This is a genomic window from Streptomyces sp. NBC_01214, assembly GCF_026340975.1.
Lineage (GTDB): Bacteria > Actinomycetota > Actinomycetes > Streptomycetales > Streptomycetaceae > Streptomyces.
On record NZ_JAPEOS010000002.1, the window covers coordinates 340673 to 364459 of the forward strand.

At 68.0% G+C, this 23787-nt stretch carries 21 protein-coding genes and 1 tRNA gene; 19 read left to right on the forward strand and 3 right to left on the reverse strand.

The annotated features are described in order from the left end of the window. The first annotated feature begins 79 nt into the window (after positions 1–79). The 8 genes from rpmG to OG594_RS26415 all read left to right on the forward strand — a co-directional run bounded on the left by rpmG (position 80) and on the right by OG594_RS26415 (position 5626). Positions 80–244 (forward strand): 50S ribosomal protein L33, encoded by a 165-nt coding sequence (gene rpmG, locus OG594_RS26380; protein WP_003956487.1) that lies wholly within the window; start codon positions 80–82, stop codon positions 242–244. Positions 245–381: 137 nt separating this feature from the next. Further along, positions 382–834, forward strand: a complete 453-nt coding sequence (locus tag OG594_RS26385) for a MaoC family dehydratase N-terminal domain-containing protein (protein WP_266603852.1) — start codon at positions 382–384, stop codon at positions 832–834. A gap of 1 nt (position 835) precedes the next feature. Beyond that, positions 836–1264, forward strand: coding sequence for a MaoC family dehydratase (locus OG594_RS26390; RefSeq protein WP_030758157.1), 429 nt, complete (start codon positions 836–838; stop codon positions 1262–1264). Positions 1265–1376: 112 nt separating this feature from the next. Then, positions 1377–1946: a TetR/AcrR family transcriptional regulator gene (locus tag OG594_RS26395; protein WP_266603854.1), complete on the forward strand. Its 570-nt coding sequence runs from the start codon at positions 1377–1379 to the stop codon at positions 1944–1946. A 79-nt stretch (positions 1947–2025) separates the two neighbouring features. After that, the gene (locus OG594_RS26400; protein ID WP_266603856.1) at positions 2026–3468 is read left to right on the forward strand and encodes a DHA2 family efflux MFS transporter permease subunit; all 1443 of its coding nucleotides are present in this window, start codon (positions 2026–2028) and stop codon (positions 3466–3468) included. A 190-nt stretch (positions 3469–3658) separates the two neighbouring features. Further along, the gene (locus tag OG594_RS26405) at positions 3659–4057 is read left to right on the forward strand and encodes a DUF3291 domain-containing protein (RefSeq protein WP_266603858.1); all 399 of its coding nucleotides are present in this window, start codon (positions 3659–3661) and stop codon (positions 4055–4057) included. Then, complete coding sequence (locus OG594_RS26410) at positions 4054–5193, forward strand: UDP-N-acetylmuramate dehydrogenase (protein WP_266606586.1); 1140 nt, start codon at positions 4054–4056, stop codon at positions 5191–5193. The genes OG594_RS26405 and OG594_RS26410 overlap by 4 nt, the downstream gene beginning before the upstream one ends. A 16-nt stretch (positions 5194–5209) precedes the next feature. Then, on the forward strand, positions 5210–5626 hold the full coding sequence (locus OG594_RS26415) for a hypothetical protein (RefSeq protein WP_030011236.1): 417 nt from the start codon (positions 5210–5212) through the stop codon (positions 5624–5626). On the opposite strand, the gene OG594_RS26420 is transcribed toward OG594_RS26415, so the two are convergent. Together OG594_RS26420 and OG594_RS26425 are read right to left on the reverse strand one after the other, a co-directional pair. Beyond that, positions 5616–6635: an adenosine deaminase gene (locus OG594_RS26420; RefSeq protein WP_161289589.1), complete on the reverse strand. Its 1020-nt coding sequence runs from the start codon at positions 6633–6635 to the stop codon at positions 5616–5618. The two genes, OG594_RS26415 and OG594_RS26420, sit on opposite strands and share 11 nt — an antisense overlap. A 274-nt stretch (positions 6636–6909) precedes the next feature. Then, entirely contained in the window at positions 6910–8136 is a 1227-nt protein-coding gene (locus tag OG594_RS26425; protein WP_266603862.1) for a pyridoxal phosphate-dependent aminotransferase, read from the reverse strand. A 192-nt stretch (positions 8137–8328) separates the two neighbouring features. Here OG594_RS26425 and OG594_RS26430 point away from each other — a divergent pair. The 11 genes from OG594_RS26430 to OG594_RS26480 all read left to right on the forward strand — a co-directional run bounded on the left by OG594_RS26430 (position 8329) and on the right by OG594_RS26480 (position 22675). After that, positions 8329–8401, forward strand: a tRNA-Trp gene (locus tag OG594_RS26430). A 106-nt stretch (positions 8402–8507) separates the two neighbouring features. Continuing rightward, on the forward strand, positions 8508–8789 hold the full coding sequence (gene secE, locus OG594_RS26435) for a preprotein translocase subunit SecE (RefSeq protein WP_030008443.1): 282 nt from the start codon (positions 8508–8510) through the stop codon (positions 8787–8789). 84 nt (positions 8790–8873) lie between these two features. Continuing rightward, positions 8874–9779, forward strand: a complete 906-nt coding sequence (gene nusG / locus OG594_RS26440; RefSeq protein ID WP_266603865.1) for a transcription termination/antitermination protein NusG — start codon at positions 8874–8876, stop codon at positions 9777–9779. A 165-nt stretch (positions 9780–9944) separates the two neighbouring features. Next, complete coding sequence (rplK, locus tag OG594_RS26445) at positions 9945–10379, forward strand: 50S ribosomal protein L11 (protein WP_030008445.1); 435 nt, start codon at positions 9945–9947, stop codon at positions 10377–10379. A gap of 88 nt (positions 10380–10467) precedes the next feature. Further along, positions 10468–11196, forward strand: a complete 729-nt coding sequence (gene rplA, locus OG594_RS26450; RefSeq protein ID WP_030388881.1) for a 50S ribosomal protein L1 — start codon at positions 10468–10470, stop codon at positions 11194–11196. A gap of 200 nt (positions 11197–11396) precedes the next feature. After that, complete coding sequence (locus OG594_RS26455; protein WP_266603868.1) at positions 11397–12269, forward strand: LppX_LprAFG lipoprotein; 873 nt, start codon at positions 11397–11399, stop codon at positions 12267–12269. A 130-nt stretch (positions 12270–12399) separates the two neighbouring features. After that, positions 12400–13347 carry a hypothetical protein gene (locus tag OG594_RS26460; RefSeq protein ID WP_266603870.1) on the forward strand — a complete coding sequence of 316 codons (948 nt, stop codon included), beginning with the start codon at positions 12400–12402 and terminating at the stop codon, positions 13345–13347. Between the two features lie 246 nt (positions 13348–13593). Continuing rightward, positions 13594–14124 (forward strand): 50S ribosomal protein L10, encoded by a 531-nt coding sequence (rplJ, locus tag OG594_RS26465; RefSeq protein ID WP_030008449.1) that lies wholly within the window; start codon positions 13594–13596, stop codon positions 14122–14124. Positions 14125–14234: 110 nt separating this feature from the next. After that, positions 14235–14618, forward strand: coding sequence for a 50S ribosomal protein L7/L12 (gene rplL / locus OG594_RS26470; protein ID WP_266603872.1), 384 nt, complete (start codon positions 14235–14237; stop codon positions 14616–14618). A gap of 577 nt (positions 14619–15195) precedes the next feature. Beyond that, positions 15196–18678, forward strand: a complete 3483-nt coding sequence (rpoB, locus tag OG594_RS26475) for a DNA-directed RNA polymerase subunit beta (protein ID WP_030008451.1) — start codon at positions 15196–15198, stop codon at positions 18676–18678. Between the two features lie 97 nt (positions 18679–18775). Further along, on the forward strand, positions 18776–22675 hold the full coding sequence (locus OG594_RS26480) for a DNA-directed RNA polymerase subunit beta' (RefSeq protein WP_266603875.1): 3900 nt from the start codon (positions 18776–18778) through the stop codon (positions 22673–22675). A 69-nt stretch (positions 22676–22744) separates the two neighbouring features. Here OG594_RS26480 and OG594_RS26485 read toward each other — a convergent pair whose 3' ends face one another. Further along, positions 22745–23767 (reverse strand): M48 family metalloprotease, encoded by a 1023-nt coding sequence (locus OG594_RS26485; protein ID WP_266603877.1) that lies wholly within the window; start codon positions 23765–23767, stop codon positions 22745–22747. Positions 23768–23787 lie beyond the last annotated feature (20 nt).

Sequence of the window (23787 nt, forward strand, 5' to 3'; positions counted from 1 at the left end):
GCCGATTGCGGGGTCGGTCTCCCGATCGGCTACTCTTTTATGCGTTCATCCGTCCCATAGTCCGTCAAGGAGCACTCACGTGGCTGCCACCGACGTCCGCCCGAAGATCACGCTGGCCTGCGTGGAGTGCAAGGAGCGGAACTACATCACCAAGAAGAACCGGCGTAACAACCCGGACCGTCTTGAGATGAAGAAGCACTGCCCGCGTTGCAACTCGCACACCGCGCACCGCGAGACCCGCTGACCCCAGCGAAGTCTCGAATAACAGGCACCGTCATGAGGTCGTCCCCTTCATTGGGGGGCGGCCTTGTGTCGTTTCCGTGCCCGTTCCTGTCTTTCTTCTTGCGTCATTCGTGTCCCTTCAACAGGAGGTAGTGAGTCATGGCTCTCGACCAGTCCTTCGTGGGGCGGAGCTACCCGCCCACCGATCCGTACGAGGTCGGCCGGGAGAAGATCCGCGAATTCGCGGCTGCGGTGGGTGACACCAATCCCGTCTACAGCGATCCCGAAGCCGCGAAGTCGTACGGCTACCCCGATGTGATCGCCCCGCCGACTTTTGTGTTTGCGATCACTTTCAAGGCCGCCGGCCAGGTCGTCGAGGACCCGCAGTTGGGACTGGACTACAGCCGCGTCGTGCACGGTGACCAGAAGTTCGCGTACTCCCGCCCGGTGACAGCCGGTGACCGGCTGTCGGTGGTCTCCACCATCGAGTCCGTGAAGTCGCTCGCGGGCAATGACGTCATCGACATCCGCGGCGAGGTCCACGACGAGAGCGGCAAGCACGTGGTGACGGCGTGGACGAAGCTCGTCTCCCGCGCCCCCGAGGAGGCCTGACATGGCAGCGCAGATCCAGTACGCCGACGTCGAGGTCGGCACCGAGCTGCCGGCGGCGTCCTTCCCCGTGACGCGCGCCACGCTGGTCCAGTACGCGGGCGCCTCGGGTGACTTCAACCCGATCCACTGGAACGAGAAGTTCGCCAAGGAGGTCGGACTGCCGGACGTGATCGCGCACGGCATGTTCACCATGGCCGAGGCGATCCGCGTGGTCACCGACTGGGTCGGCGACCCGGGCGCGGTGGTCGAGTACGGCGTGCGCTTCACCAGGCCGGTCGTGGTCCCCAACGACGACCAGGGCGGGCTGATCGAGGTCACCGCCAAGGTCGCCGCGAAGCTGGACGACAACCGAGTTCGGGTCGACCTGACGGCGATGAGCGCGGGCCAGAAGGTCCTGGGCATGTCCCGCGCAGTGGTCGAACTGGCCTGAGCCGACGGCGCGAAGCGCGACCGGGGCGGGGGCACCAGGAGGGCGCCCCCGCCCCGCCTCCGACCGACCCGCCCCCTTGACTTGGTTAGTGATTGAGTACTAACTTTGCCTCATGGTCAGGATGAGCGCAGACGAGCGGCGTGAGAGCGTCATTCGCGCTGCAGTGCACGAGTTTGCGCGCGGAGGTTACTACGGGACCTCCACCGAGGCGATCGCCAAGCGGGTGGGCGTCTCGCAGCCGTACCTCTTCCGGCTCTTCCCCGGCAAGCAGGCGATCTTCCTGGCGGCTGCCGAGCGCTGCCTGATGGAGACGCGCGACCTCTTCGCCGCCGCCGCCGAAGGGCTGCAGGGGGAGGAGGCCACGCGGGCGATGGCGAACGCCTACACCCGGCTGATCGCCGAGGACCCCGACAAGCTCCAGATGCAGCTCCAGATGTACGTCAGCGTCGCCGCCGCCGAGGCGGCCGGCGACCATGAGCTCGGCGAGCTCGTGCGCAAGGGTTGGATGGAGCTCTGGGACACGGCCCTCGTGCCCTTCGGCGGGGACGCTAGCGAGGCCACGACCTTCATGGCGTACGGGATGTTGATCAACACCCTCGCCGCCATGGGCTTTCCGCCCGAGCACCGGGTCTGGGAAGGGCTCTACCCGTCGGCGGGTGCCGAGGGCCGCCTGGAGAAGTGACGGCGCGCGAGATCGGCTCGCGCGCATTTTCATGGACGTCAAAGTTAGTCAGCAATAACTAACAAGGTAGGGGGAAATCGTGTCCACGCAAGACACCAAGCTCCGCGGGCCCGCCGTCTGGGCCCTCGTCCTCACCGGCGTGGCCAGCTTCATGGCCGCACTCGACAACCTGGTCGTCACCACCGCCCTCCCCGCCATCCGCGAGGACCTCGGCGGCAAGCTGGAGGACCTGGAGTGGACGGTGAACGCGTACACGCTCACCTTCGCCGTCCTCCTGATGTTCGGTGCCGCCCTCGGCGACCGCTTCGGCCGCCGCCGGCTGTTCATCGTCGGCCTCACGGTCTTCACCGGCGCCTCCGCCGCAGCCGCCCTCGCGACCGGCATCGACGCGCTCATCGCCGCCCGCGCCGTGCAGGGCGTCGGCGCGGCGATCATGATGCCGCTCACGCTCACCCTGCTCACCGCCGCCGTTCCCGCCGCCCGCCGCGGCATGGCCCTCGGGATCTACGGCGCCGTCACCGGCCTCGCCGTCGCCAGTGGCCCCCTCATCGGCGGCAGCCTCACCGAGCACATCTCCTGGCAGTGGATCTTCTGGCTCAACGTGCCGATAGGCCTGGCCCTGATCCCGCTCGCCCGCCTGCGCCTCGCCGAGTCCACCGCCCCCGGCGCGCGCCTCGACATCCCGGGCACCCTGCTCATCAGCGGCGGCCTCTTCGGCATCGTCTACGCCCTGGTCAACGCCAACTCCGAGGGCTGGACCAGCGCCCCCGTCCTGACCGGCCTGATCGGCGGCTCCGCGCTCGTCGGCGGCTTCATCCACCACGGCTTCAACCACGCCAACCCCATGCTTCCCATGCGGCTCTTCCGTGACCGCGGCTTCCTCGGGATCAACCTGGCCAGCCTGCTCATGTTCCTCGGCATGTTCGGCTCGATCTTCCTGCTCAGCCAGTTCCTCCAGGGCGTCGCCGGCTACTCGCCCACCGAAGCCGGCCTGCGCATGCTCCCCTGGACCGGAATGCCGATGATCATCGCTCCGCTGGCCGGGATCCTCTCCGACCGCATCGGTGGCCGCCCGGTGGTCGCCGCCGGGCTCGCCTTCCAGGCCCTCGGTCTCGGCTGGTTCGCGGCCGTCCTGAGCGCGGACGTCTCGTACGCGGCCCAGCTCCCCCCGCTGATCCTCAGCGGGATCGGTATGGCCCTCTACTTCGCCCCCGCGGCCAACGTCCTGATGTCCACCGTCGCCCCGGCCGACCAGGGCAAGGCATCCGGCACCAACAACGCGCTGCGCGAGGTCGGCGGAGCCCTCGGCGTCGCGGTCCTGGCCTCGGTCTTCTCCGCCCAGGGCGGCTACGAGTCCCCGCAGGCCTTCACCGACGGCACCGTCCCCGCCCTGTGGATCGGCGCCGGCGCGGTCGCCCTCGCCGCCGCCCTGGCCCTGCTGGTGCCCCGTAAGGCCAAGGCCGCCGAGGCTCCCGCGGGCCGGACCACCGCCGTCCCGGACAAGGTCCCCGCCGCCGGCTGATCCCACCCGCACACGACCCCCACCCGCACCCGACCCCCACCCGACCCCCACCCGACCCCCACCCGCACGCGACCCCCTCCCGCACACGACCCCACCCGCATACGACCCCCTCCCGCATACGACCCCACCCGCATACGACCCCACCCGCATACGACCCCGACCGCCCTGACCGCAAAGGAGCGCCGCCGCCATGCCCGACATCCCCTGGTCCACGCCCACCCAGGCCGCCCCCGACGCCGAGGTCTACGTCATGGCCTCCCGCTTCGAGACCGCCACGCTCGCCGGCGCCGTCAAGTTCTTCCTCAAGGCGCCCGGCATCATCCTCCAGATGCGCAAGGCTCCCGGTGCCCACGGCGTCGCCCTGCGGGCCCGCGTCTTCAGCCGTACCTTCCTCACCCTCTCCGCGTGGGAGGACCGGGACGCGCTCTACCGCTTCGCCCGCAGCGAGCCCCACCGCTCCAGCTCCCGCGCCGCCAGCGCGTACATGAAGGAATCGGCCTTCACCTACTGGACCGTGCGGTCCGACGCGCTCCCCCTGACTTGGGCCGAGGCCGAACGCCGCCTCGCCGAGCAGAAGACGGGCTACTGACCCCGCCGGCAGGGGGGACGAACGAGACCGGTCCGTGGCCCCGCAGGGATGCGAGGGGCACGGACCGTACTCTTGTCCACGTGCAGGAACTCCACGATGCCCCCCTCGCCCCGCTGACCACCTTCCGTCTCGGTGGTCCCGCCGCCCGCCTGGTCACCGCGACCACCGACGCCGAGGTCGTCGCCACCGTGCGTGCCGCGGACGAGAGCGGAACCCCGCTCCTGGTCATCGGTGGCGGCAGCAACCTGGTCATCGGAGACCGGGGCTTCGACGGCACCGCCCTGCGCATCGCGACCACCGGCTTCGACCTGGACGGGACACGGCTGGAGCTCGCCGCGGGCGAGAACTGGAGTGACGCCGTCGCCCGCACCGTCGAGGCCGGCCTCGCCGGCATCGAGTGCCTCGCGGGTATCCCCGGCTCGGCCGGCGCCACCCCGATCCAGAACGTCGGTGCGTACGGCCAGGAAGTCCGCGACACCATCACCGAGGTCGTCGCCTACGACCGCACCACCGGAGAAACGGTCACCCTGAGCGCCGCCGAGTGCGCCTTCCGGTACCGCAACAGCACCTTCAAGGATCAGCCCGACCGCTACGTCGTCCTGCGCGTGCGCTTCGCCCTGGAGGACGCCGGCGGCCTGTCCGCGCCGATCAAGTACCCCGAGACCGCCCGCGCCCTCGGTGTCGGGGCCGGTGACCGGGTCCCCGCCGCCACCGCCCGCGAGACGGTGCTGCGGCTGCGCGCCGGCAAGGGCATGGTCCTCGACCCGACCGACCACGACACCTGGTCGGCCGGCTCCTTCTTCCACAACCCGATCCTGACCGACGAGGCCTACGCCGCCTTCCTCGCCCGCGCCCAGGACCGCCTCGGCCCCGACACCGCCCCGCCCGCGTACCCGGCCGGCGAAGGCCGTACGAAGACCAGCGCGGCCTGGCTGATCGACAAGGCCGGTTTCACCAAGGGCTACGGCACCGGCCCGGCGCGCATCTCCACCAAGCACACCCTCGCCCTCACCAACCGCGGCGAGGCCACCACCGAGGACCTCCTCACCCTGGCCCGCGAGGTCGTCGCGGGCGTCCACGCGGCCTTCGGCGTCACCCTGGTCAACGAGCCGGTGACGGTCGGCGTCAGCATCTGAGGAGCCCCGGCCGCCCATGCTCTGTCCCCTGCACGGGGCCGGTACGGACCCCACCCGTCTCGTGGGGCGCACGCTCAGCCGAGTCGTCGCGTCCTGGCACATCAGTGACGGCGAACGTTCCGAGGCGCCCCTCGACGTCTGGCTGATCGACAGCATCGGCGACACCATCCGGATCACCACCGGATCCGACCAGTGCCTCATCGTCGAGTCCGCCACCCCGCACGCGGCGTACGACATGGGGGAGTGGGGCCGCATCGAGGTCGGCGAGGACCTCGGCGACCACCCCTTCCTGCGGCACCTCGGCGAAACCGTCGCCTCGGTCGCCGAGTTCGCCCTGCCCGAGCAGGGCCGCACCCACCTGGAGATCGGCTTCCTGGACGGTGGACGGGTCCGCGCGGACTGCTACGAAGGGGACCTGCGGCTCACCCGGTGAGCCAGTGGTCGATCCCCGCCAGCAGCTTGGCCTGCACGTCGTCGGGCGCCGCACTGCCGCGCACCGACTGGCGGGCCAGCTCGGCGAGCTCCGCGTCGGTGAAGGCGTGGTGGCGGCGGGCGATCTCGTACTGGGCCGCGAGGCGGGACCCGAAGAGCAGCGGGTCGTCGGCGCCCAGCGCCATGGGGACCCCGGCCTCGAAGAGGGTGCGCAGCGGGACGTCCTCGGGCCGCTCGTAGACCCCGAGGGCGACGTTGGAGGCCGGGCAGACCTCGCAGGTGATCTGCCGGTCGGCGAGCCGCTTGAGCAGCCGGGGATCCTCGGCGGCCCGCACCCCGTGCCCGATGCGGGAGGCGTGCAGATCGTCGAGGCAGTCGCGGACGGAGGACGGGCCGGTGAGCTCGCCGCCGTGCGGTGCGGCGAGGAGGCCGCCCTCGCGGGCGATGGCGAAGGCCCGGTCGAAGTCGCGGGCCATGCCGCGGCGCTCGTCGTTGGAGAGGCCGAAGCCGACGATGCCGCGGTCGGCGTAGCGGACGGCGAGCCGGGCGAGGGTGCGGGCGTCGAGGGGGTGCTTCATGCGGTTGGCGGCGATGAGGACCCGCATGCCGAGGCCGGTCTCGCGGGAGGCCGCGTCGACGGCGTCGAGGATGATCTCGACGGCCGGGATCATCCCGCCGAGCAGGGGGGCGTAGGAGGTGGGATCCACCTGGATCTCCAGCCAGCCGCTGCCGTCCCGTACGTCCTCCTCCGCGGCCTCGCGGACCAGGCGCCGGATGTCGTCGGGCTCGCGCAGGCAGGAGCGGGCGGCGTCGTAGAGCCGCTGGAAGCGGAACCAGCCGCGCTCGTCGGTGGCGCGGAGCTTGGGCGGCTCCCCGGCCGTGAGGGCGTCGGGGAGGCGCACGCCGTACTTGTCGGCGAGCTCCAGCAGGGTCGATGGCCGCATCGACCCGGTGAAGTGCAGGTGGAGGTGGGCCTTGGGCAGAAGCGTGAGATCGCGTGCGTGCTCCATCTGGTGATCCTGCCGTACTGCTGCGCTCGGCGGGAGGGGGTTTTACCGATCGGGGGCTTGCGCGAACGCGTGAGCGGGGCCGGAGCCGCTGCCGCGGGGGCTTCCGGGCGCCGCCCGGACCCGCGCCTCAAACGCCGGCGGGGCTGAGGGTGCCGGCGGGGCTGGGAGAGCGGGCTCCGCCCCGGGACCCGCGCCTCAAACGCCGGTGAGGCCGGAAACGGCTGGGCGGCGGCACCCTTGGGGTGCCGCCGCCCAGGTCGTGCTGCGGGGTGCGTCAGGCCTTGGCCTCCGCCAGGAGCTTCTGGATGCGGGACACGCCCTCCACCAGGTCCTCGTCGCCCAGGGCGTAGGACAGGCGCAGGTAGCCGGGGGTGCCGAAGGCCTCGCCCGGGACGACCGCGACCTCGACCTCGTCCAGGATCAGGGCGGCGAGCTCGACGGAGCTCTGCGGGCGCTTGCCGCGGATCTCCTTGCCGATGAGCTCCTTGACCGACGGGTACGCGTAGAACGCGCCCTCGGGGGTCGGGCAGAAGACGCCGTCGATCTCGTTGAGCATCTTCACCATCGTCTGGCGGCGGCGGTCGAAGGCCTTGCGCATCTCCGCGACCGCGTCGAGGTTGCCCGAGACGGCGGCCAGCGCGGCGACCTGGGCCACGTTGGAGACGTTGGAGGTGGCGTGCGACTGCAGGTTGGTCGCCGCCTTGATGACGTCCTGCGGGGCGATGACCCAGCCCACGCGCCAGCCGGTCATCGCGTACGTCTTGGCGACGCCGTTGACGATGATGCACTTGTCGCGCAGGGCCGGGACCAGGACCGGCAGCGAGGTGAACTTCGCCTCGCCGTAGACGAGGTGCTCGTAGATCTCGTCCGTGAGCACCCACAGGCCGTGCTCGGCGGCCCACTCGCCGATCGCGCGGGCGTCGGCCTCGCTGTAGACCGAGCCGGTCGGGTTGGACGGGGAGACGAACAGGACGACCTTGGTGCGCTCGGTGCGCGCGGCCTCCAGCTGCTCGACGGAGACGCGGTAGCCGGTGGTCTCGTCGGCGACGACCTCGACCGGGACACCGCCGGCGAGGCGGATCGACTCCGGGTAGGTGGTCCAGTACGGAGCCGGGACGATGACCTCGTCACCCGGGTCCAGGACGGCCGCGAAGGCCTCGTAGATCGCCTGCTTGCCGCCGTTGGTCACCAGGACCTGCGAGGCGTCGACCTCGTAGCCGGAGTCGCGCAGCGTCTTGGCGGCGATCGCGGCCTTCAGCTCGGGCAGGCCGCCGGCCGGCGTGTAGCGGTGGTACTTGGGGTTGCGGCAGGCCTCGACCGCCGCCTCGACGATGTAGTCCGGGGTCGGGAAGTCGGGCTCGCCGGCACCGAAGCCGATCACCGGGCGCCCGGCGGCCTTGAGGGCCTTGGCCTTGGCGTCCACGGCGAGGGTGGCGGACTCGGAAATGGCGCCGATACGGGCGGACACCCGGCGCTCGGAGGAAGGCGTTGCAGAGGTCATACGAGCAATCGTCCCAGACGGCAATGAAGCGCGGCACACCGTTTCAGTCAACGGACCGGCGCATGTCAGGTCGGGCGCTGTTCGACGTCAGGGCCCGGTTCACGTACACTCACCTGTCGTTGGACCTCACCAGCCGCTGTGGGCGCGAGCACTCCGTGCACTCGCCCGGATGCGGTAGGTTGGGGGACGCAAAGGGTCGTAGCTCAATTGGTAGAGCACTGGTCTCCAAAACCAGCGGTTGGGGGTTCGAGTCCCTCCGGCCCTGCTCCACACTCCATTTCGGACGTGTGTGCGCAGGTACGTACTTTGATGCAACGCCGTACGGCGCAACCGGGCGCGGTACGGCCACGACCCGGATTCAGGTGAGAGACGTGACGGACGCCCTGGGCTCCATCGACATGCCTGACGCCGAGGACGAGACGCGCGAGAAGAAGGCCCGCAAGGGCGGCAAGCGCGGCAAGAAGGGTCCTCTGGGCCGCCTCGCGCTTTTCTACCGCCAGATCATCGCGGAACTCCGCAAGGTTGTCTGGCCCACTCGCAACCAGCTCACGACGTACACCACCGTGGTGATTGTCTTCGTGGTCATCATGATCGGTCTGGTGACCGTGATTGACTTTGGGTTCGAAAAAGCCATCAAGTTCGTCTTCGGCTGATCCCCGCGGAGGGCGGCGCCTTGATGGGTGTCGCCCGTTTTCGCATGTTCCACCACCTTTTGTATCCAGGAAGAAGCAGCCACCGTGTCTGACCCGAACCTGAACGCGAGCCACGACTCCGTCGAGTCCGTCGAGGACGAGCTCGACATCGTCGAGGCGGCAGACGCTGTGGAGCCCGACGAGGCCGAGCTCGCCGACGTCGAGGCGGGTGTCGCCGCCGAAGAGGCCGCGATGCACGTCGAGTCCGACGAGGACGAGGACGACGCCGAGATCGACGCCGACGTCGACGCCGAGGCCGAAGAGGCTGCTGACGACGTCGAGGCCGACGAGGAAGAGGCCGAAGAGGCCGCCCCGGCCGAGCCCGCGGAGCCCGTCGACCCCATCCAGGCCCTGCGCGAGGAGCTGCGCCTGCTCCCCGGCGAGTGGTACGTGATCCACACCTACGCCGGCTACGAGAAGCGCGTGAAGGCCAACCTGGAGCAGCGCGCCGTCTCGCTGAACGTCGAGGAGTTCATCTACCAGGCCGAGGTGCCCGAGGAAGAGATCGTCCAGATCAAGAACGGCGAGCGCAAGAACGTCCGGCAGAACAAGCTGCCCGGTTACGTTCTCGTCCGCATGGATCTGACGAACGAGTCCTGGGGCGTCGTCCGCAACACGCCTGGCGTCACCGGCTTCGTCGGCAACGCGTACGACCCGTACCCGCTGACCCTGGACGAGATCGTCAAGATGCTCGCCCCGGAGGCGCAGGAGAAGGCCGCCAAGGCCGCCGCGGAAGAGGCCGGTCTGCCCGCGCCCGCCGTCAAGCGCACCATCGAGGTCCTGGACTTCGAGGTCGGCGACTCGGTCACCGTCACCGACGGCCCGTTCGCGACGCTGCAGGCGACCATCAACGAGATCAACCCCGACTCGAAGAAGGTCAAGGGCCTCGTCGAGATCTTCGGCCGCGAGACCCCGGTCGAGCTCAGCTTCGACCAGATCCAGAAGAACTGATCTTCTGAGCGACAGCTTCCGGACAGGTCAGATCGCCCCGTGAAGGGCGGTCTGACCTGCTCGGTTTTTAGCCCCGCACCGATACCCGTTATCGTGGTGCGGTATGCCTCCATCCGGATGACCGGATGGGCGGCTGAAAACTCTCACTAGGACCCGGAGAGAGCAATGCCTCCCAAGAAGAAGAAGGTCACGGGGCTTATCAAGCTCCAGATCAAGGCCGGTGCGGCCAACCCGGCTCCGCCGGTCGGCCCCGCGCTCGGTCAGCACGGCGTCAACATCATGGAGTTCTGCAAGGCCTACAACGCCGCGACCGAGTCGCAGCGTGGCATGGTCGTGCCGGTGGAGATCACGGTCTACGACGACCGTTCCTTCACCTTCATCACCAAGACTCCGCCGGCCGCGCGCCTCATCCTGAAGCACGCGGGCATCGAGAAGGGCTCCGGCGAGCCCCACAAGACCAAGGTCGCCAAGCTCACGGCTGCCCAGGTCAAGGAGATCGCCGAGCTGAAGATGCCCGACCTGAACGCCAACGACATCGACGCCGCCGTCAAGATCATTGCCGGCACCGCGCGTTCGATGGGCGTCACCGTCGAAGGCTGATCCAGCCACCCCCAGCACCATCAGTGGTAGGACCAAGCGCTGGTCCGCACCACGACTCCATGCCTGAAGCCGAAAAACAGGAGCAGAAGTGAAGCGCAGCAAGACTCTCCGCGCTGCGGACGCCAAGGTCGACCGGGAGAAGCTGTACGCCCCGCTCGAGGCCGTCCGTCTCGCCAAGGAGACCTCCACGACCAAGTTCGACGGCACCGTCGAGGTCGCCTTCCGCCTGGGTGTCGACCCGCGCAAGGCCGACCAGATGGTCCGCGGCACCGTGAACCTCCCGCACGGCACCGGCAAGACCGCCCGGGTCCTGGTCTTCGCGACCGGTGACCGTGCTGCGGCCGCGGAAGCCGCCGGCGCCGACATTGTCGGCGACGACGAGCTGATCAACGAGATCGCCAAGGGCAACCGCCTGAACGAGTTCGACGCCGTTGTGGCCACCCCGGACCTCATGGGCAAGGTCGGCCGCCTCGGCCGCGTGCTCGGTCCCCGTGGCCTGATGCCGAACCCGAAGACCGGCACCGTCACGATGGACGTCGCGAAGGCTGTCACCGAGATCAAGGGTGGCAAGATCGAGTTCCGCGTCGACAAGCACTCGAACCTGCACTTCATCATCGGCAAGGTCTCCTTCTCCGATGACAAGCTGGTCGAGAACTACGGCGCGGCCCTGGACGAGATCCTTCGTCTGAAGCCGTCCGCCGCGAAGGGCCGCTACATCAAGAAGGCCGCCCTCAGCACCACCATGGGCCCCGGCATCCAGCTGGACCCGAACCGCACCCGGAACCTCCTCGTCGAGGAAGACCCGGCTGCCGTTTGATCGAGCTGAGCCCGACGGCTCACTGATCTGCTGAACGGGCCCGTCGCCCCCTTTCCGGGGGCGGCGGGCCCGTTTTTCATTTCCTGTGCGAACCCTGTGCGATTACTGTCAGCGGTGAGACGTACAGTCAGTGCTGGCAGCGCCACAGGAAAGACCGCCTGAGGCGTACCGCTGCCTTGCGTACCCGGGGTGGGGAACACATGAACACATACCGCAAGAAGACCGTCGGCGCCGTCATGGCCGCCCTCCTGCTCGCAGGCGGCGCCACCGCGTGCGAGGACGGGAAGGACTCGAAGCAGAAGGACAACGGGGCGTCCGCTGCCCCGTCCCAAGCCGCGAAGAAGCCGGCGGAGGTCGCCCCTGCGGCGTACCTGGAGAAGACGAAGAAGAAGTCCGAGGAGATCACCTCCGTCAGCTTCACCATGACCGGCAAGGCCTCGGGGCAGAACATCGCGGCCGAGGCCGCCATGCGGATCAAGCCCGCGACGGCCATGTCGATGAAGATGGACTCGCCCGAGAAGCCGGGCGAGAAGGTGGAGATCCGCCTGATCGACGGCGCCGTGTACATGGGCAGCGACGGCAAGTGGCTGAAGTTCGACCTCAAGGCCCTGGCCCCGGAGCAGGCCAAGGAGCTGGACTCGCTCGGCTCCTCCCAGCAGGGCCAGAACCCTGCCGACACGGCCGACAGCCTGAGCGCCGCCAAGGACCTCAAGAAGGTCGGCGAAGAGACCATCGACGGGCAGAAGACGACGCACCTTGCCGGCACCCTCACGCTCGACGAGCTGAAGGCCCACAGTGCCTCCTCGACCCCCGCGGCCAAGGAGCGCCAGGAGAAGAACGTCAAGACGCTTGAGGCGCAGGGCATCAAGAGCCTGACCATGGACATCTGGATCGACGAGGCCGACCAGGCCAAGCAGGTCCGCACCCAGGGTCAGGGCACCTCGGGCTCGATGGACGTCACCATCAAGTTCAAGGACATCAACAAGCCGGTCGAGATCGCCGCGCCGCCGGCCGACCAGGTCCTGGACATGGCCGAGATGATGAAGGACTCGGGCGGCGCGGGCGGCGCCTGACCACGCCCCGCGCACGCCTGAGACCGGGCCCTCCGCCTCCCTTACCGGGAGCCGGGAGGCCCGGTTTCGTCATGGACGTAGGGATTTGAGATCTTCGCGTAGGGCCATGGGGTCGTACGGAGATCCACACATGGGGGAGAACGAGTTGAACAAGGCTGCCCGGATTCGGGCCGGTATCGCAGTGGCGGGCACCGCACTGCTCGTGGGCGGCCTCACGGCCTGCGGTGGTGAGAAGGCCGACGGGGGCACCGGCACGGCCGAGGGGGGCACCGGCACGGCCGACGGGGGCAAGGGCGCCGAGGTGAAGGCCCACTCCTCCGTGGAGGCGGTGAAGGCGTCCTACCTGAAGACGGTGGCCGCCAAGTTCGCCAAGGCGGAGCTGTCCATCGTCGGGGGCGACGGCAAGACCCACGGTCAGTCCGGGACCAAGGGCTGGTACCCGTCCAGCCACGACGTGATCCTCAAGAGCGAGAAGCCCGACACCCGCTCGATCATGATCGGCGACATGACCTACACCCGCCTGGCACAGCCCCTGGCGGGCAAGGCGTGGATGAGCATGGACCTGGCCAAGGGCGGCAAGCCCGGGGTCCGGCTCAACGACGACCCGGCCGAGTACCTCGCCATGCTGCTCGGCCAGGAGAAGCTCGCGCACGTCGGCGCCGAGAAGACCGCCGACGGCATCGACGCCGAGCACTACAAGGGCAGCTTCACCACCGCGGACCTGCTCAAGGCGGACGAGTCCACCAAGGTCATGGCGGAGGCGAACCGCCAGTACCTCCACGAGGCCGTGAAGCACATCACCACCTTCGAGGTGGACCTGTGGATCGGCAAGGACGGCTACCCGGTCCGCGCGGACACCGTGAGCACGGACGCCGAGGGCACGACGAAGACCACGGCGAAGTTCTCCGACTTCGCCGCGGCCACCCCGGTCCAGGCCCCGCCGGCCGACCAGGTCGTCTCCTTCGACGACCTGAACAGGGGGACCGACCGCACGCTGGACGAGGCGGACCAGAAGCTCAAAGAGGCCGACCAGAAGCTCCGGGACGCCGGCCTGGGCGGCCTGGGCGCCGGCTCCTGAGGCGATTTGCCTCGGCTGCACCCCTTCACGTAGTCTTCCCCAGAAGCCAAAGACCGCTGGTCGTTGCCGTGCCCGCAAGGGTTCGGTGGCCGAAGGATCCGCTGAATGCGGACGACCCGCGTAGGTGACTGTGGAAGGTTCCCGGAATTCGTTCCGGTTGAGCCACGCCCTGGCGCCTGCGCCGGGGCGTTTCTTATTTAGCCCCTTCTGAGCGGTCCTCATCACCCGGAAGGAGGCGAACGCACCATGCCGACGCCCAACAAGGCTGCATCGGTAGCCGAGCTCAAGGACGCGTTCCAGAGCTCGAACGCCGCCGTGCTGACCGAGTACCGGGGTCTCACCGTCGCGCAGCTCAAGACGCTGCGTCGCTCCCTTGGTGAGAACGCCCAGTACGCCGTGGTGAAGAACACGCTGACCAAGATTGCGGCCAACCAGGCCGGGATCACCGCGCTGGACGAGCACTTCGCTGGTCCGACCGCGGTCGCCTTCATCACCGGTGACCCGGTGGAGTCGGCGAAGAGCCTGCGTGACTTCGCCAAGGACAACCCGAACCTCATCATCAAGGCGGGTGTCCTTGATGGTAAGGCGCTCACCGCCGATGAGATCAAGAAGCTTGCGGACCTCGAGTCCCGCGAGGTTCTGCTCAGCAAGCTGGCCGGCGCGTTCAAGGGCAAGCAGTCTCAGGCTGCCTCGCTCTTCCAGGCGCTGCCGTCGAAGTTCGTCCGCACCGCGGAAGCGCTTCGCGTCAAGCTCGCCGAGCAGGGCGGTGCCGAGTAATTCGGCTCGCGCACTGATCCACGCCGCCTAGTGCGTGGGTCGTAGCGGGCCGTTACGCCCGCCTCTATATACATCCGGCACCTGCCGAATTAGTGGAAGGATCGCCCATCATGGCGAAGCTCTCTCAGGACGACCTCCTCGCCCAGTTCGAGGAGATGACCCTCATCGAGCTCTCCGAGTTCGTGAAGGCCTTCGAGGAGAAGTTCGACGTCACCGCCGCCGCGGCCGTCGCCGTTGCCGGTCCGGTCTCCGGTGGCCCGGTTGCCGACGCCGCCGAGGAGCAGGACGAGTTCGACGTCATCCTCACCGGTGCCGGCGACAAGAAGATCCAGGTCATCAAGGTCGTGCGTGAGCTGACCTCCCTGGGCCTGAAGGAGGCCAAGGACCTCGTGGACGGCGCCCCGAAGCCGGTCCTCGAGAAGGTCGCCAAGGAGGCCGCTGACAAGGCCGCCGAGGCCCTCAAGGCTGCCGGCGCGGCTGTCGAGGTCAAGTAACACCTCTGAGGCCCTCCAGGGCCTCAACCAAGGGCGATCACCCGTAAGGGTGGTCGCCCTTTGGCGTACCCGCGATGCCTGACTTGCCCTGGTCTCGTTGGGGAGTAGGGTGATCATCGTTGCTCCGACGCAGGGTCCGAAGATGATCCGCTCGGAGCAGGGGGCCTTGACGAACGGGACGCGGCGCGCAATTCTCAGTCCCGTCGAGAGGTCGACCACCTGGATCCGAGATCCGAGGCATGGATCGACTACGAAGAGGGCAGTACTGATACGCGCTCTGTGCACGTGTACGGGGCGCCGCAGCGTTGGACACAGTGTTGGTTGAACGACATGGGGAAGGCCTGTTGCCGGTTTCCGGAAACCTGGTCTGGACATCAGTGAGCCGAGTGGCTACACTGACCCTTTGCGCTGCCTGTTAGCTGTCCCCTGCCCGTCGCCAGGGACATGCCCACGCTTGAGCACACTTGATTGATCCACCCTGACCTGGCCTTTTCGGTTGGATTCGGGGGGCTTGTCTTCTGTGTCTGCTGGGACCGGTACGCGCGTAGTGAGTCCGAGCCCTCGGAAGGACCCCCTCTTGGCCGCCTCGCGCAACGCCTCGACCAATACGAACAACGGTGCCAGCACCGCCCCGCTGCGCATCTCCTTTGCAAAGATCAAGGAGCCCCTCGAGGTTCCGAACCTCCTGGCGCTGCAGACCGAGAGCTTTGACTGGCTTCTCGGCAATGCCGCCTGGAAGTCTCGCGTCGAGTCGGCGCTTGAGAGTGGACAGGACGTCCCCACCAAGTCCGGTCTGGAAGAGATCTTCGAGGAGATCTCGCCGATCGAGGACTTCTCCGGGTCGATGTCGCTGACCTTCCGCGACCACCGTTTCGAGCCGGCGAAGAACTCTGTCGACGAGTGCAAGGAGCGCGACTTCACGTACGCGGCTCCGCTGTTCGTCACCGCCGAGTTCACGAACAACGAGACCGGAGAGATCAAGTCTCAGACGGTCTTCATGGGCGACTTCCCGCTCATGACCAACAAGGGCACCTTCGTCATCAACGGCACCGAGCGTGTCGTCGTGTCGCAGCTTGTCCGCTCCCCCGGTGTCTACTTCGACTCCTCCATCGACAAGACGTCCGACAAGGACATCTTCTCCGCCAAGATCATCCCGTCCCGGGGTGCCTGGCTGGAGATGGAGATCGACAAGCGCGACATGGTCGGTGTCCGCATCGACCGCAAGCGCAAGCAGTCCGTCACCGTCCTCCTGAAGGCTCTCGGCTGGACCACCGAGCAGATCCTCGAGGAGTTCGGCGAGTACGAGTCCATGCGCGCCACCCTGGAGAAGGACCACACCCAGGGTCAGGACGACGCGCTGCTCGACATCTACCGCAAGCTGCGTCCGGGCGAACCGCCGACCCGTGAGGCCGCTCAGACGCTGCTCGAGAACCTCTACTTCAACCCGAAGCGCTACGACCTCGCCAAGGTCGGCCGCTACAAGGTGAACAAGAAGCTCGGCGCCGACGAGCCGCTCGACGCCGGTGTGCTCACCACCGACGACGTCATCGCGACGATCAAGTACCTGGTCAAGCTGCACGCCGGCGAGACCGAGACGACCGGCGAGTCCGGCCGTTCGATCGTGGTCGAGACCGATGACATCGACCACTTCGGCAACCGTCGTCTGCGCAACGTCGGCGAGCTCATCCAGAACCAGGTCCGCACGGGTCTGGCTCGTATGGAGCGCGTCGTCCGCGAGCGCATGACGACCCAGGACGTCGAGGCCATCACGCCGCAGACCCTGATCAACATCCGGCCGGTCGTCGCCTCCATCAAGGAGTTCTTCGGCACCAGCCAGCTGTCGCAGTTCATGGACCAGAACAACCCGCTCTCGGGCCTGACCCACAAGCGCCGCCTGTCGGCGCTGGGCCCCGGCGGTCTGTCCCGTGAGCGGGCCGGCTTCGAGGTCCGTGACGTCCACCCGTCGCACTACGGCCGCATGTGCCCGATCGAGACCCCTGAAGGCCCGAACATCGGTCTGATCGGCTCGCTCGCCTCCTACGGTCGCGTCAACGCGTTCGGTTTCGTCGAGACCCCGTACCGCAAGGTCATCGACGGTGTCGTCACCGACGAGGTCGACTACCTCACGGCCGACGAGGAAGACCGCTTCGTCATCGCCCAGGCCAACGCCGGCCTGTCCGAGGACATGCGCTTCACCGAGAACCGCGTGCTGGTGCGCCGTCGTGGCGGCGAGATCGACTACATCGCCGGCGACGACGTCGACTACATGGACGTCTCCCCGCGCCAGATGGTGTCCGTCGCGACCGCGATGATCCCCTTCCTGGAGCACGACGACGCCAACCGTGCCCTCATGGGCGCGAACATGATGCGCCAGGCCGTTCCGCTCATCAAGGCGGAGGCCCCGCTCGTCGGCACCGGCATGGAGTACCGCTGTGCGGTCGACGCCGGTGACTCGATCCGTGCGGAGAAGGACGGTGTCGTCCAGGAGGTCTCGGCCGACTACATCACCGTCGCCAACGACGACGGCACGTACACCACGTACCGCGTCGCCAAGTTCTCCCGCTCGAACCAGGGCACCTCGGTCAACCAGAAGGTCATCGTCAACGAGGGTGACCGGATCATCGAGTCCCAGGTCCTCGCCGACGGTCCCGCGACCGAAGAGGGCGAAATGGCCCTCGGCAAGAACCTGCTCGTCGCGTTCATGCCCTGGGAAGGTCACAACTACGAGGACGCGATCATCCTGTCGCAGCGCCTCGTGCAGGACGACGTCCTCTCCTCGATCCACATCGAGGAGCACGAGGTCGACGCCCGTGACACCAAGCTGGGCCCCGAGGAGATCACCCGGGACATCCCGAACGTCTCCGAGGAGGTCCTCGCCGACCTCGACGAGCGCGGCATCATCCGCATCGGTGCGGACGTCGTCGCCGGCGACATCCTGGTCGGCAAGGTCACGCCCAAGGGTGAGACCGAGCTGACCCCGGAGGAGCGCCTGCTCCGCGCGATCTTCGGTGAGAAGGCCCGCGAGGTGCGTGACACCTCGCTCAAGGTCCCTCACGGTGAGATCGGCAAGGTCATCGGTGTCCGCGTCTTCGACCGCGAGGAGGGCGACGAGCTTCCTCCGGGCGTGAACCAGCTGGTCCGCGTCTACGTCGCCCAGAAGCGCAAGATCACCGACGGTGACAAGCTCGCCGGCCGCCACGGCAACAAGGGTGTCATCTCCAAGATCCTTCCGATCGAGGACATGCCCTTCCTTGAGGACGGCACGCCGGTCGACATCATCCTGAACCCGCTGGGTGTCCCGTCCCGAATGAACCCGGGACAGGTCCTGGAGATCCACCTCGGCTGGCTCGCCAGCCGCGGCTGGGACGTCTCCGGGCTCGGCGAGGAGTGGGCCGAGCGTCTGAAGGTCATCGGGGCCGACCGCGTCGAGCCCGGTACCAACGTCGCCACCCCCGTGTTCGACGGTGCCCGCGAGGATGAGCTCGCAGGCCTCTTCGAGCACACCATCCCGAACCGCGACGGTGACCGTCTGGTCCTCCCGTCCGGCAAGGCGCGCCTGTTCGACGGCCGCTCCGGCGAGCCGTTCCCGGACCCGATCTCCATCGGGTACATGTACATCCTCAAGCTCCACCACCTGGTCGACGACAAGCTCCACGCTCGGTCGACCGGTCCGTACTCGATGATCACGCAGCAGCCGCTGGGTGGTAAGGCGCAGTTCGGTGGCCAGCGCTTCGGTGAGATGGAGGTGTGGGCGCTCGAGGCTTATGGCGCCGCTTACGCCCTCCAGGAGCTGCTGACCATCAAGTCCGACGACGTCACCGGCCGCGTGAAGGTCTACGAGGCCATCGTCAAGGGCGAGAACATCCCCGAGCCGGGCATTCCCGAGTCCTTCAAGGTGCTCATCAAGGAAATGCAGTCGCTCTGCCTCAACGTGGAGGTGCTGTCCTCGGACGGCATGTCCATCGAGATGCGCGACACCGACGAGGACGTCTTCCGCGCGGCGGAGGAGCTCGGTATCGACCTGTCCCGGCGCGAGCCGAGCAGCGTCGAAGAGGTCTGACGGGCCTGACGGGGGGCTCGCTCAAGAGCCCCCCGTCATCCCCGGGACCGTTCAGACCATGATTGAGACTCGACCCCGAAAGAGGGATTGACGCACAGTGCTCGACGTCAACTTCTTCGACGAGCTGCGGATCGGCCTTGCCACCGCGGACGACATCCGAACCTGGTCGCACGGCGAGGTCAAGAAGCCGGAGACCATCAACTACCGCACCCTCAAGCCCGAGAAGGACGGACTCTTCTGCGAGAAGATCTTCGGTCCTACCCGGGACTGGGAGTGCTACTGCGGCAAGTACAAGCGTGTCCGCTTCAAGGGCATCATCTGTGAGCGTTGTGGCGTCGAGGTCACGCGCGCCAAGGTGCGCCGTGAGCGGATGGGCCACATCGAGCTTGCCGCTCCCGTCACCCACATCTGGTACTTCAAGGGCGTCCCGTCGCGCCTCGGATACCTGCTGGACCTCGCGCCGAAGGACCTCGAGAAGGTCATCTACTTCGCCGCGTACATGATCACGTTCGTCGACGACGAGCGTCGCACCCGCGACCTCCCGTCGCTGGAGGCGCACGTCTCCGTCGAGCGCCAGCAGATCGAGAACCGCCGTGACGCGGACCTCGAAGGCCGGGCCAAGAAGCTCGAGACCGACCTGGCCGAGCTCGAGGCCGAGGGCGCGAAGGCCGACGTACGCCGCAAGGTGCGCGAAGGTGCCGAGCGCGAGATGAAGCAGCTGCGTGACCGCGCCCAGCGCGAGATCGACCGCCTCGACGAGGTGTGGGCCCGCTTCAAGAACCTCAAGGTCCAGGACCTGGAGGGCGACGAGCTCCTCTACCGCGAGCTGCGTGACCGCTTCGGCACGTACTTCGACGGTTGCATGGGTGCCGCCGCGCTGCAGAAGCGCCTGGAGTCCTTCGACCTCGAGGAGGAGGCCGAGCGCCTCCGCGAGATCATCCGTACCGGCAAGGGCCAGAAGAAGACCCGTGCGCTCAAGCGCCTCAAGGTCGTCTCCGCGTTCCTGCAGACCAGCAACAAGCCCAAGGGCATGGTTCTGGACTGCGTGCCGGTGATCCCGCCGGACCTGCGTCCGATGGTGCAGCTGGACGGTGGCCGCTTCGCGACCTCCGACCTGAACGACCTGTACCGCCGCGTGATCAACCGCAACAACCGTCTGAAGCGTCTCCTCGACCTCGGTGCCCCCGAGATCATCGTGAACAACGAGAAGCGCATGCTTCAGGAGGCCGTGGACGCCCTCTTCGACAACGGTCGTCGTGGTCGTCCGGTGACCGGTCCCGGTAACCGTCCCCTGAAGTCCCTCAGCGACATGCTGAAGGGCAAGCAGGGTCGATTCCGTCAGAACCTCCTCGGCAAGCGCGTGGACTACTCCGCGCGTTCCGTGATCGTCGTCGGTCCGCAGCTGAAGCTGCACCAGTGTGGTCTGCCCAAGGCCATGGCGCTGGAGCTCTTCAAGCCGTTCGTGATGAAGCGCCTGGTCGACCTGAACCACGCGCAGAACATCAAGTCGGCGAAGCGGATGGTCGAGCGCGGCCGCACGGTCGTCTACGACGTCCTCGAAGAGGTCATCGCCGAGCACCCGGTCCTGCTGAACCGTGCGCCCACGCTGCACCGCCTCGGCATCCAGGCCTTCGAGCCCCAGCTGGTCGAAGGCAAGGCCATCCAGATCCACCCGCTCGTCTGCACCGCGTTCAACGCGGACTTCGACGGTGACCAGATGGCCGTGCACCTGCCGCTCTCCGCGGAGGCGCAGGCCGAGGCCCGCATCCTGATGCTGTCCTCGAACAACATCCTCAAGCCGGCCGACGGCCGTCCGGTCACGATGCCGACCCAGGACATGGTCCTCGGTCTGTTCTTCCTGACCACCGACGGTGAGCTGCGCGACACCAAGGGCGAGGGCCGCGCGTTCGGCTCCACGGCCGAGGCGACGATGGCGTTCGACAACGGCGAGCTCGCGCTGCAGTCGTCCGTCGACATCCGCTTCCCGGTGGGCACCATCCCGCCGCGCGGCTGGGTGGCGCCGGTCGCCGAGGAGGGCGAGCAGGAGTTCCAGCCGGGCGACAGCTTCCGTCTGAAGACCACCCTGGGTCGCGCGCTCTTCAACGAGCTGCTGCCCGAGGACTACCCGTTCGTCGACTACTCGGTGGGCAAGAAGCAGCTCTCCGAGATCGTCAACGACCTGGCGGAGCGCTACCCCAAGGTCATCGTGGCGGCGACGCTCGACAACCTGAAGGCGGCCGGCTTCCACTGGGCGACCCGTTCGGGCGTCACCGTGGCCATCTCCGACGTCGTCGTGCCCGAGGCCAAGAAGGCCATCGTCGCGGGCTACGAGGCGCAGGACGAGAAGGTCCAGAAGCAGTACGAGCGCGGTCTGATCACCAAGGACGAGCGCACGCAGGAGCTCATCGCGATCTGGACCAAGGCGACCAACGAGGTTGCCGAGGCGATGAACGCGAACTTCCCCAAGACGAACCCCATCTTCATGATGGTTGACTCGGGTGCCCGAGGAAACATGATGCAGATGCGACAGATCGCCGGTATGCGTGGTCTGGTGTCGAACGCGAAGAACGAGACCATCCCGCGTCCGATCAAGGCGTCCTTCCGTGAGGGCCTCACCGTTCTGGAGTACTTCATCTCCACGCACGGTGCCCGTAAGGGTCTGGCGGACACCGCCCTGCGTACCGCCGACTCGGGTTACCTGACCCGTCGTCTGGTGGACGTCTCGCAGGACGTGATCATCCGCGAGGAGGACTGTGGCACCGAGCGCGGTCTGAAGCTGAAGATCGCCGTTCGCGGCGAGGACGGCGTGCTGCGCAAGGCCGACGACGTCGAGACCTCGATCTACGCCCGCATGCTGGCCGAGGACGTCGTCATCGACGGCAAGGTCATCGCGCCGGCCAACGTCGACCTCGGTGACGTGCTCATCGACGCCCTGGTCGCCAACGGCGTCGAGGAGGTCAAGACCCGCTCGGTCCTGACCTGTGAGTCCGCGGTCGGCACCTGTGCCTTCTGCTACGGACGCTCGCTCGCCACCGGCAAGCTGGTCGACATCGGTGAGGCGGTCGGCATCATCGCCGCCCAGTCCATCGGTGAGCCCGGTACCCAGCTGACGATGCGTACCTTCCACACCGGTGGTGTGGCCGGTGACGACATCACGCAGGGTCTGCCGCGTGTCGTCGAGCTCTTCGAGGCCCGTACCCCGAAGGGTGTCGCCCCGATCTCCGAGGCCGCCGGCCGCGTGCGGATCGAGGAGACCGAGAAGACGAAGAAGATCGTCATCACGCCCGACGACGGCAGCGACGAGACGGCGTTCCCGATCTCGAAGCGCGCCAAGGTCATCGTGCACGAGGGCGACCACGTCGAGGTGGGCCAGAAGCTCACCATGGGTGCCACCAACCCGCACGACGTGCTGCGCATCCTCGGTCAGCGTGCCGTCCAGGTCCACCTGGTCGGCGAAGTCCAGAAGGTCTACAACTCGCAGGGCGTGTCGATCCACGACAAGCACATCGAGATCATCATCCGGCAGATGCTGCGCCGCGTGACGATCATCGAGTCCGGCGACGCGGAGCTCCTGCCGGGCGAGCTGGTCGAGCGGTCGAAGTTCGAGACCGAGAACCGTCGTGTGGTCACCGAGGGCGGTCACCCCGCCTCCGGCCGTCCGCAGCTGATGGGTATCACCAAGGCCTCGCTCGCGACCGAGTCGTGGCTGTCGGCGGCGTCCTTCCAGGAGACGACCAGGGTTCTGACGGACGCGGCGATCAACGCCAAGTCCGACTCCCTGATCGGCCTCAAGGAGAACGTCATCATCGGTAAGCTCATCCCGGCCGGTACGGGCCTCGCCCGCTACCGCAACATCCGGGTGGAGCCCACCGAAGAGGCCAAGGCCGCGATGTACTCGGCCGTCGGTTACGACGACATCGACTACTCGCCCTTCGGCTCCGGCTCCGGCCAGGCAGTCCCGCTGGAGGACTACGACTACGGCCCGTACAACGGCTGAGTCGCAGCAGAGCAGTAACCGCAGGGCGGTCACCCGAGAGGGTGGCCGCCCTGCGGCGTTCCCGGAACCTCACAGGTACTTCCGCAGGTGGTGGAGCCGGGTGCGGTGGTCGGGGTGGTGGGAGAGCAGCCGTGAGACCGCAGGGAAGCGCCCGGTTCTACGGGCCCGGTCGGAACGGCCGTCTTCCTCGGCGATGGATTGCTCCAGGAGGTCGGCCAGCACCGGTGCGAAGCCGAGGCCCGCGGCGTGGGCGTCGGCCCGCAGCTCCGCACGGCGGCCGACGGCCGCGGTCAGCCATGGCAGGCCGAGTAGGAGGAACGGCAGACCGTAGGACGCGGCGAGCGTCGTGTACGCGAGCCAGCACGCGCCGGCGGTCAGCACCCATGCCGTGGTGGAGGACAGCGAACGCCGCAGCCGGGGGGCGAGCCGGACCGCGACCCGCCAAAGGGTCCGTCCGGGGAGCGCGTACCACTGGCCGAGCAGCCCCGCCCAGGGATGGCCGCCTGCGTGGTGTCCTAGTTCGTGGGCGAGGACTGCGGCCAGCTGGGCGTCGGGCAGGTGATCCAGCGCGTGCCGGGTGACGCCGACGAGATGGCCGGCGGCGGCGAAGGCGTTCAGATCGGAGCTGTCCTCGATCCACAGGTCGTAGCGGCTGCCGTCCACGCCCGCTCGCGCGGTGACCTCGTGCCACAGCGGTCCGAGGAGCGCCTGTTCGTGCGGGAGGGGGCGGTGCAGACGCAGCAGGTGTCGGGCGAGGAAGGACTCGGTGGGGCGGTGGAACACCAGGACGCCGGAGACGAGCCACAGCGTGGCGGGCAGCCAGGCCGGCACCCCGAGCCAGGCTTCGCCGAGGAGAGAGGCACCGGCCACGACTGCCAGGCTGAGGAGGAAGGCGGGCAGGCACAACGCGAGGTGGAGCCAGGTGGTGGCGTCGACCCCGCGCTGCCGCGCCCGGTACGTGATGCGGGTACCGGCGCGGCTGCGGTACTCCAGTCCGCCGGGTCCCCCCTTCCCGGCATCGTTCAGCCGGCGGGGGCCGTGGAACCGGTCGGGGTGGCGGCCGGGGTGTGTGCGCCGTTCAGGCCGTGCCATGGGAGCCTCCGTTCTGCGTG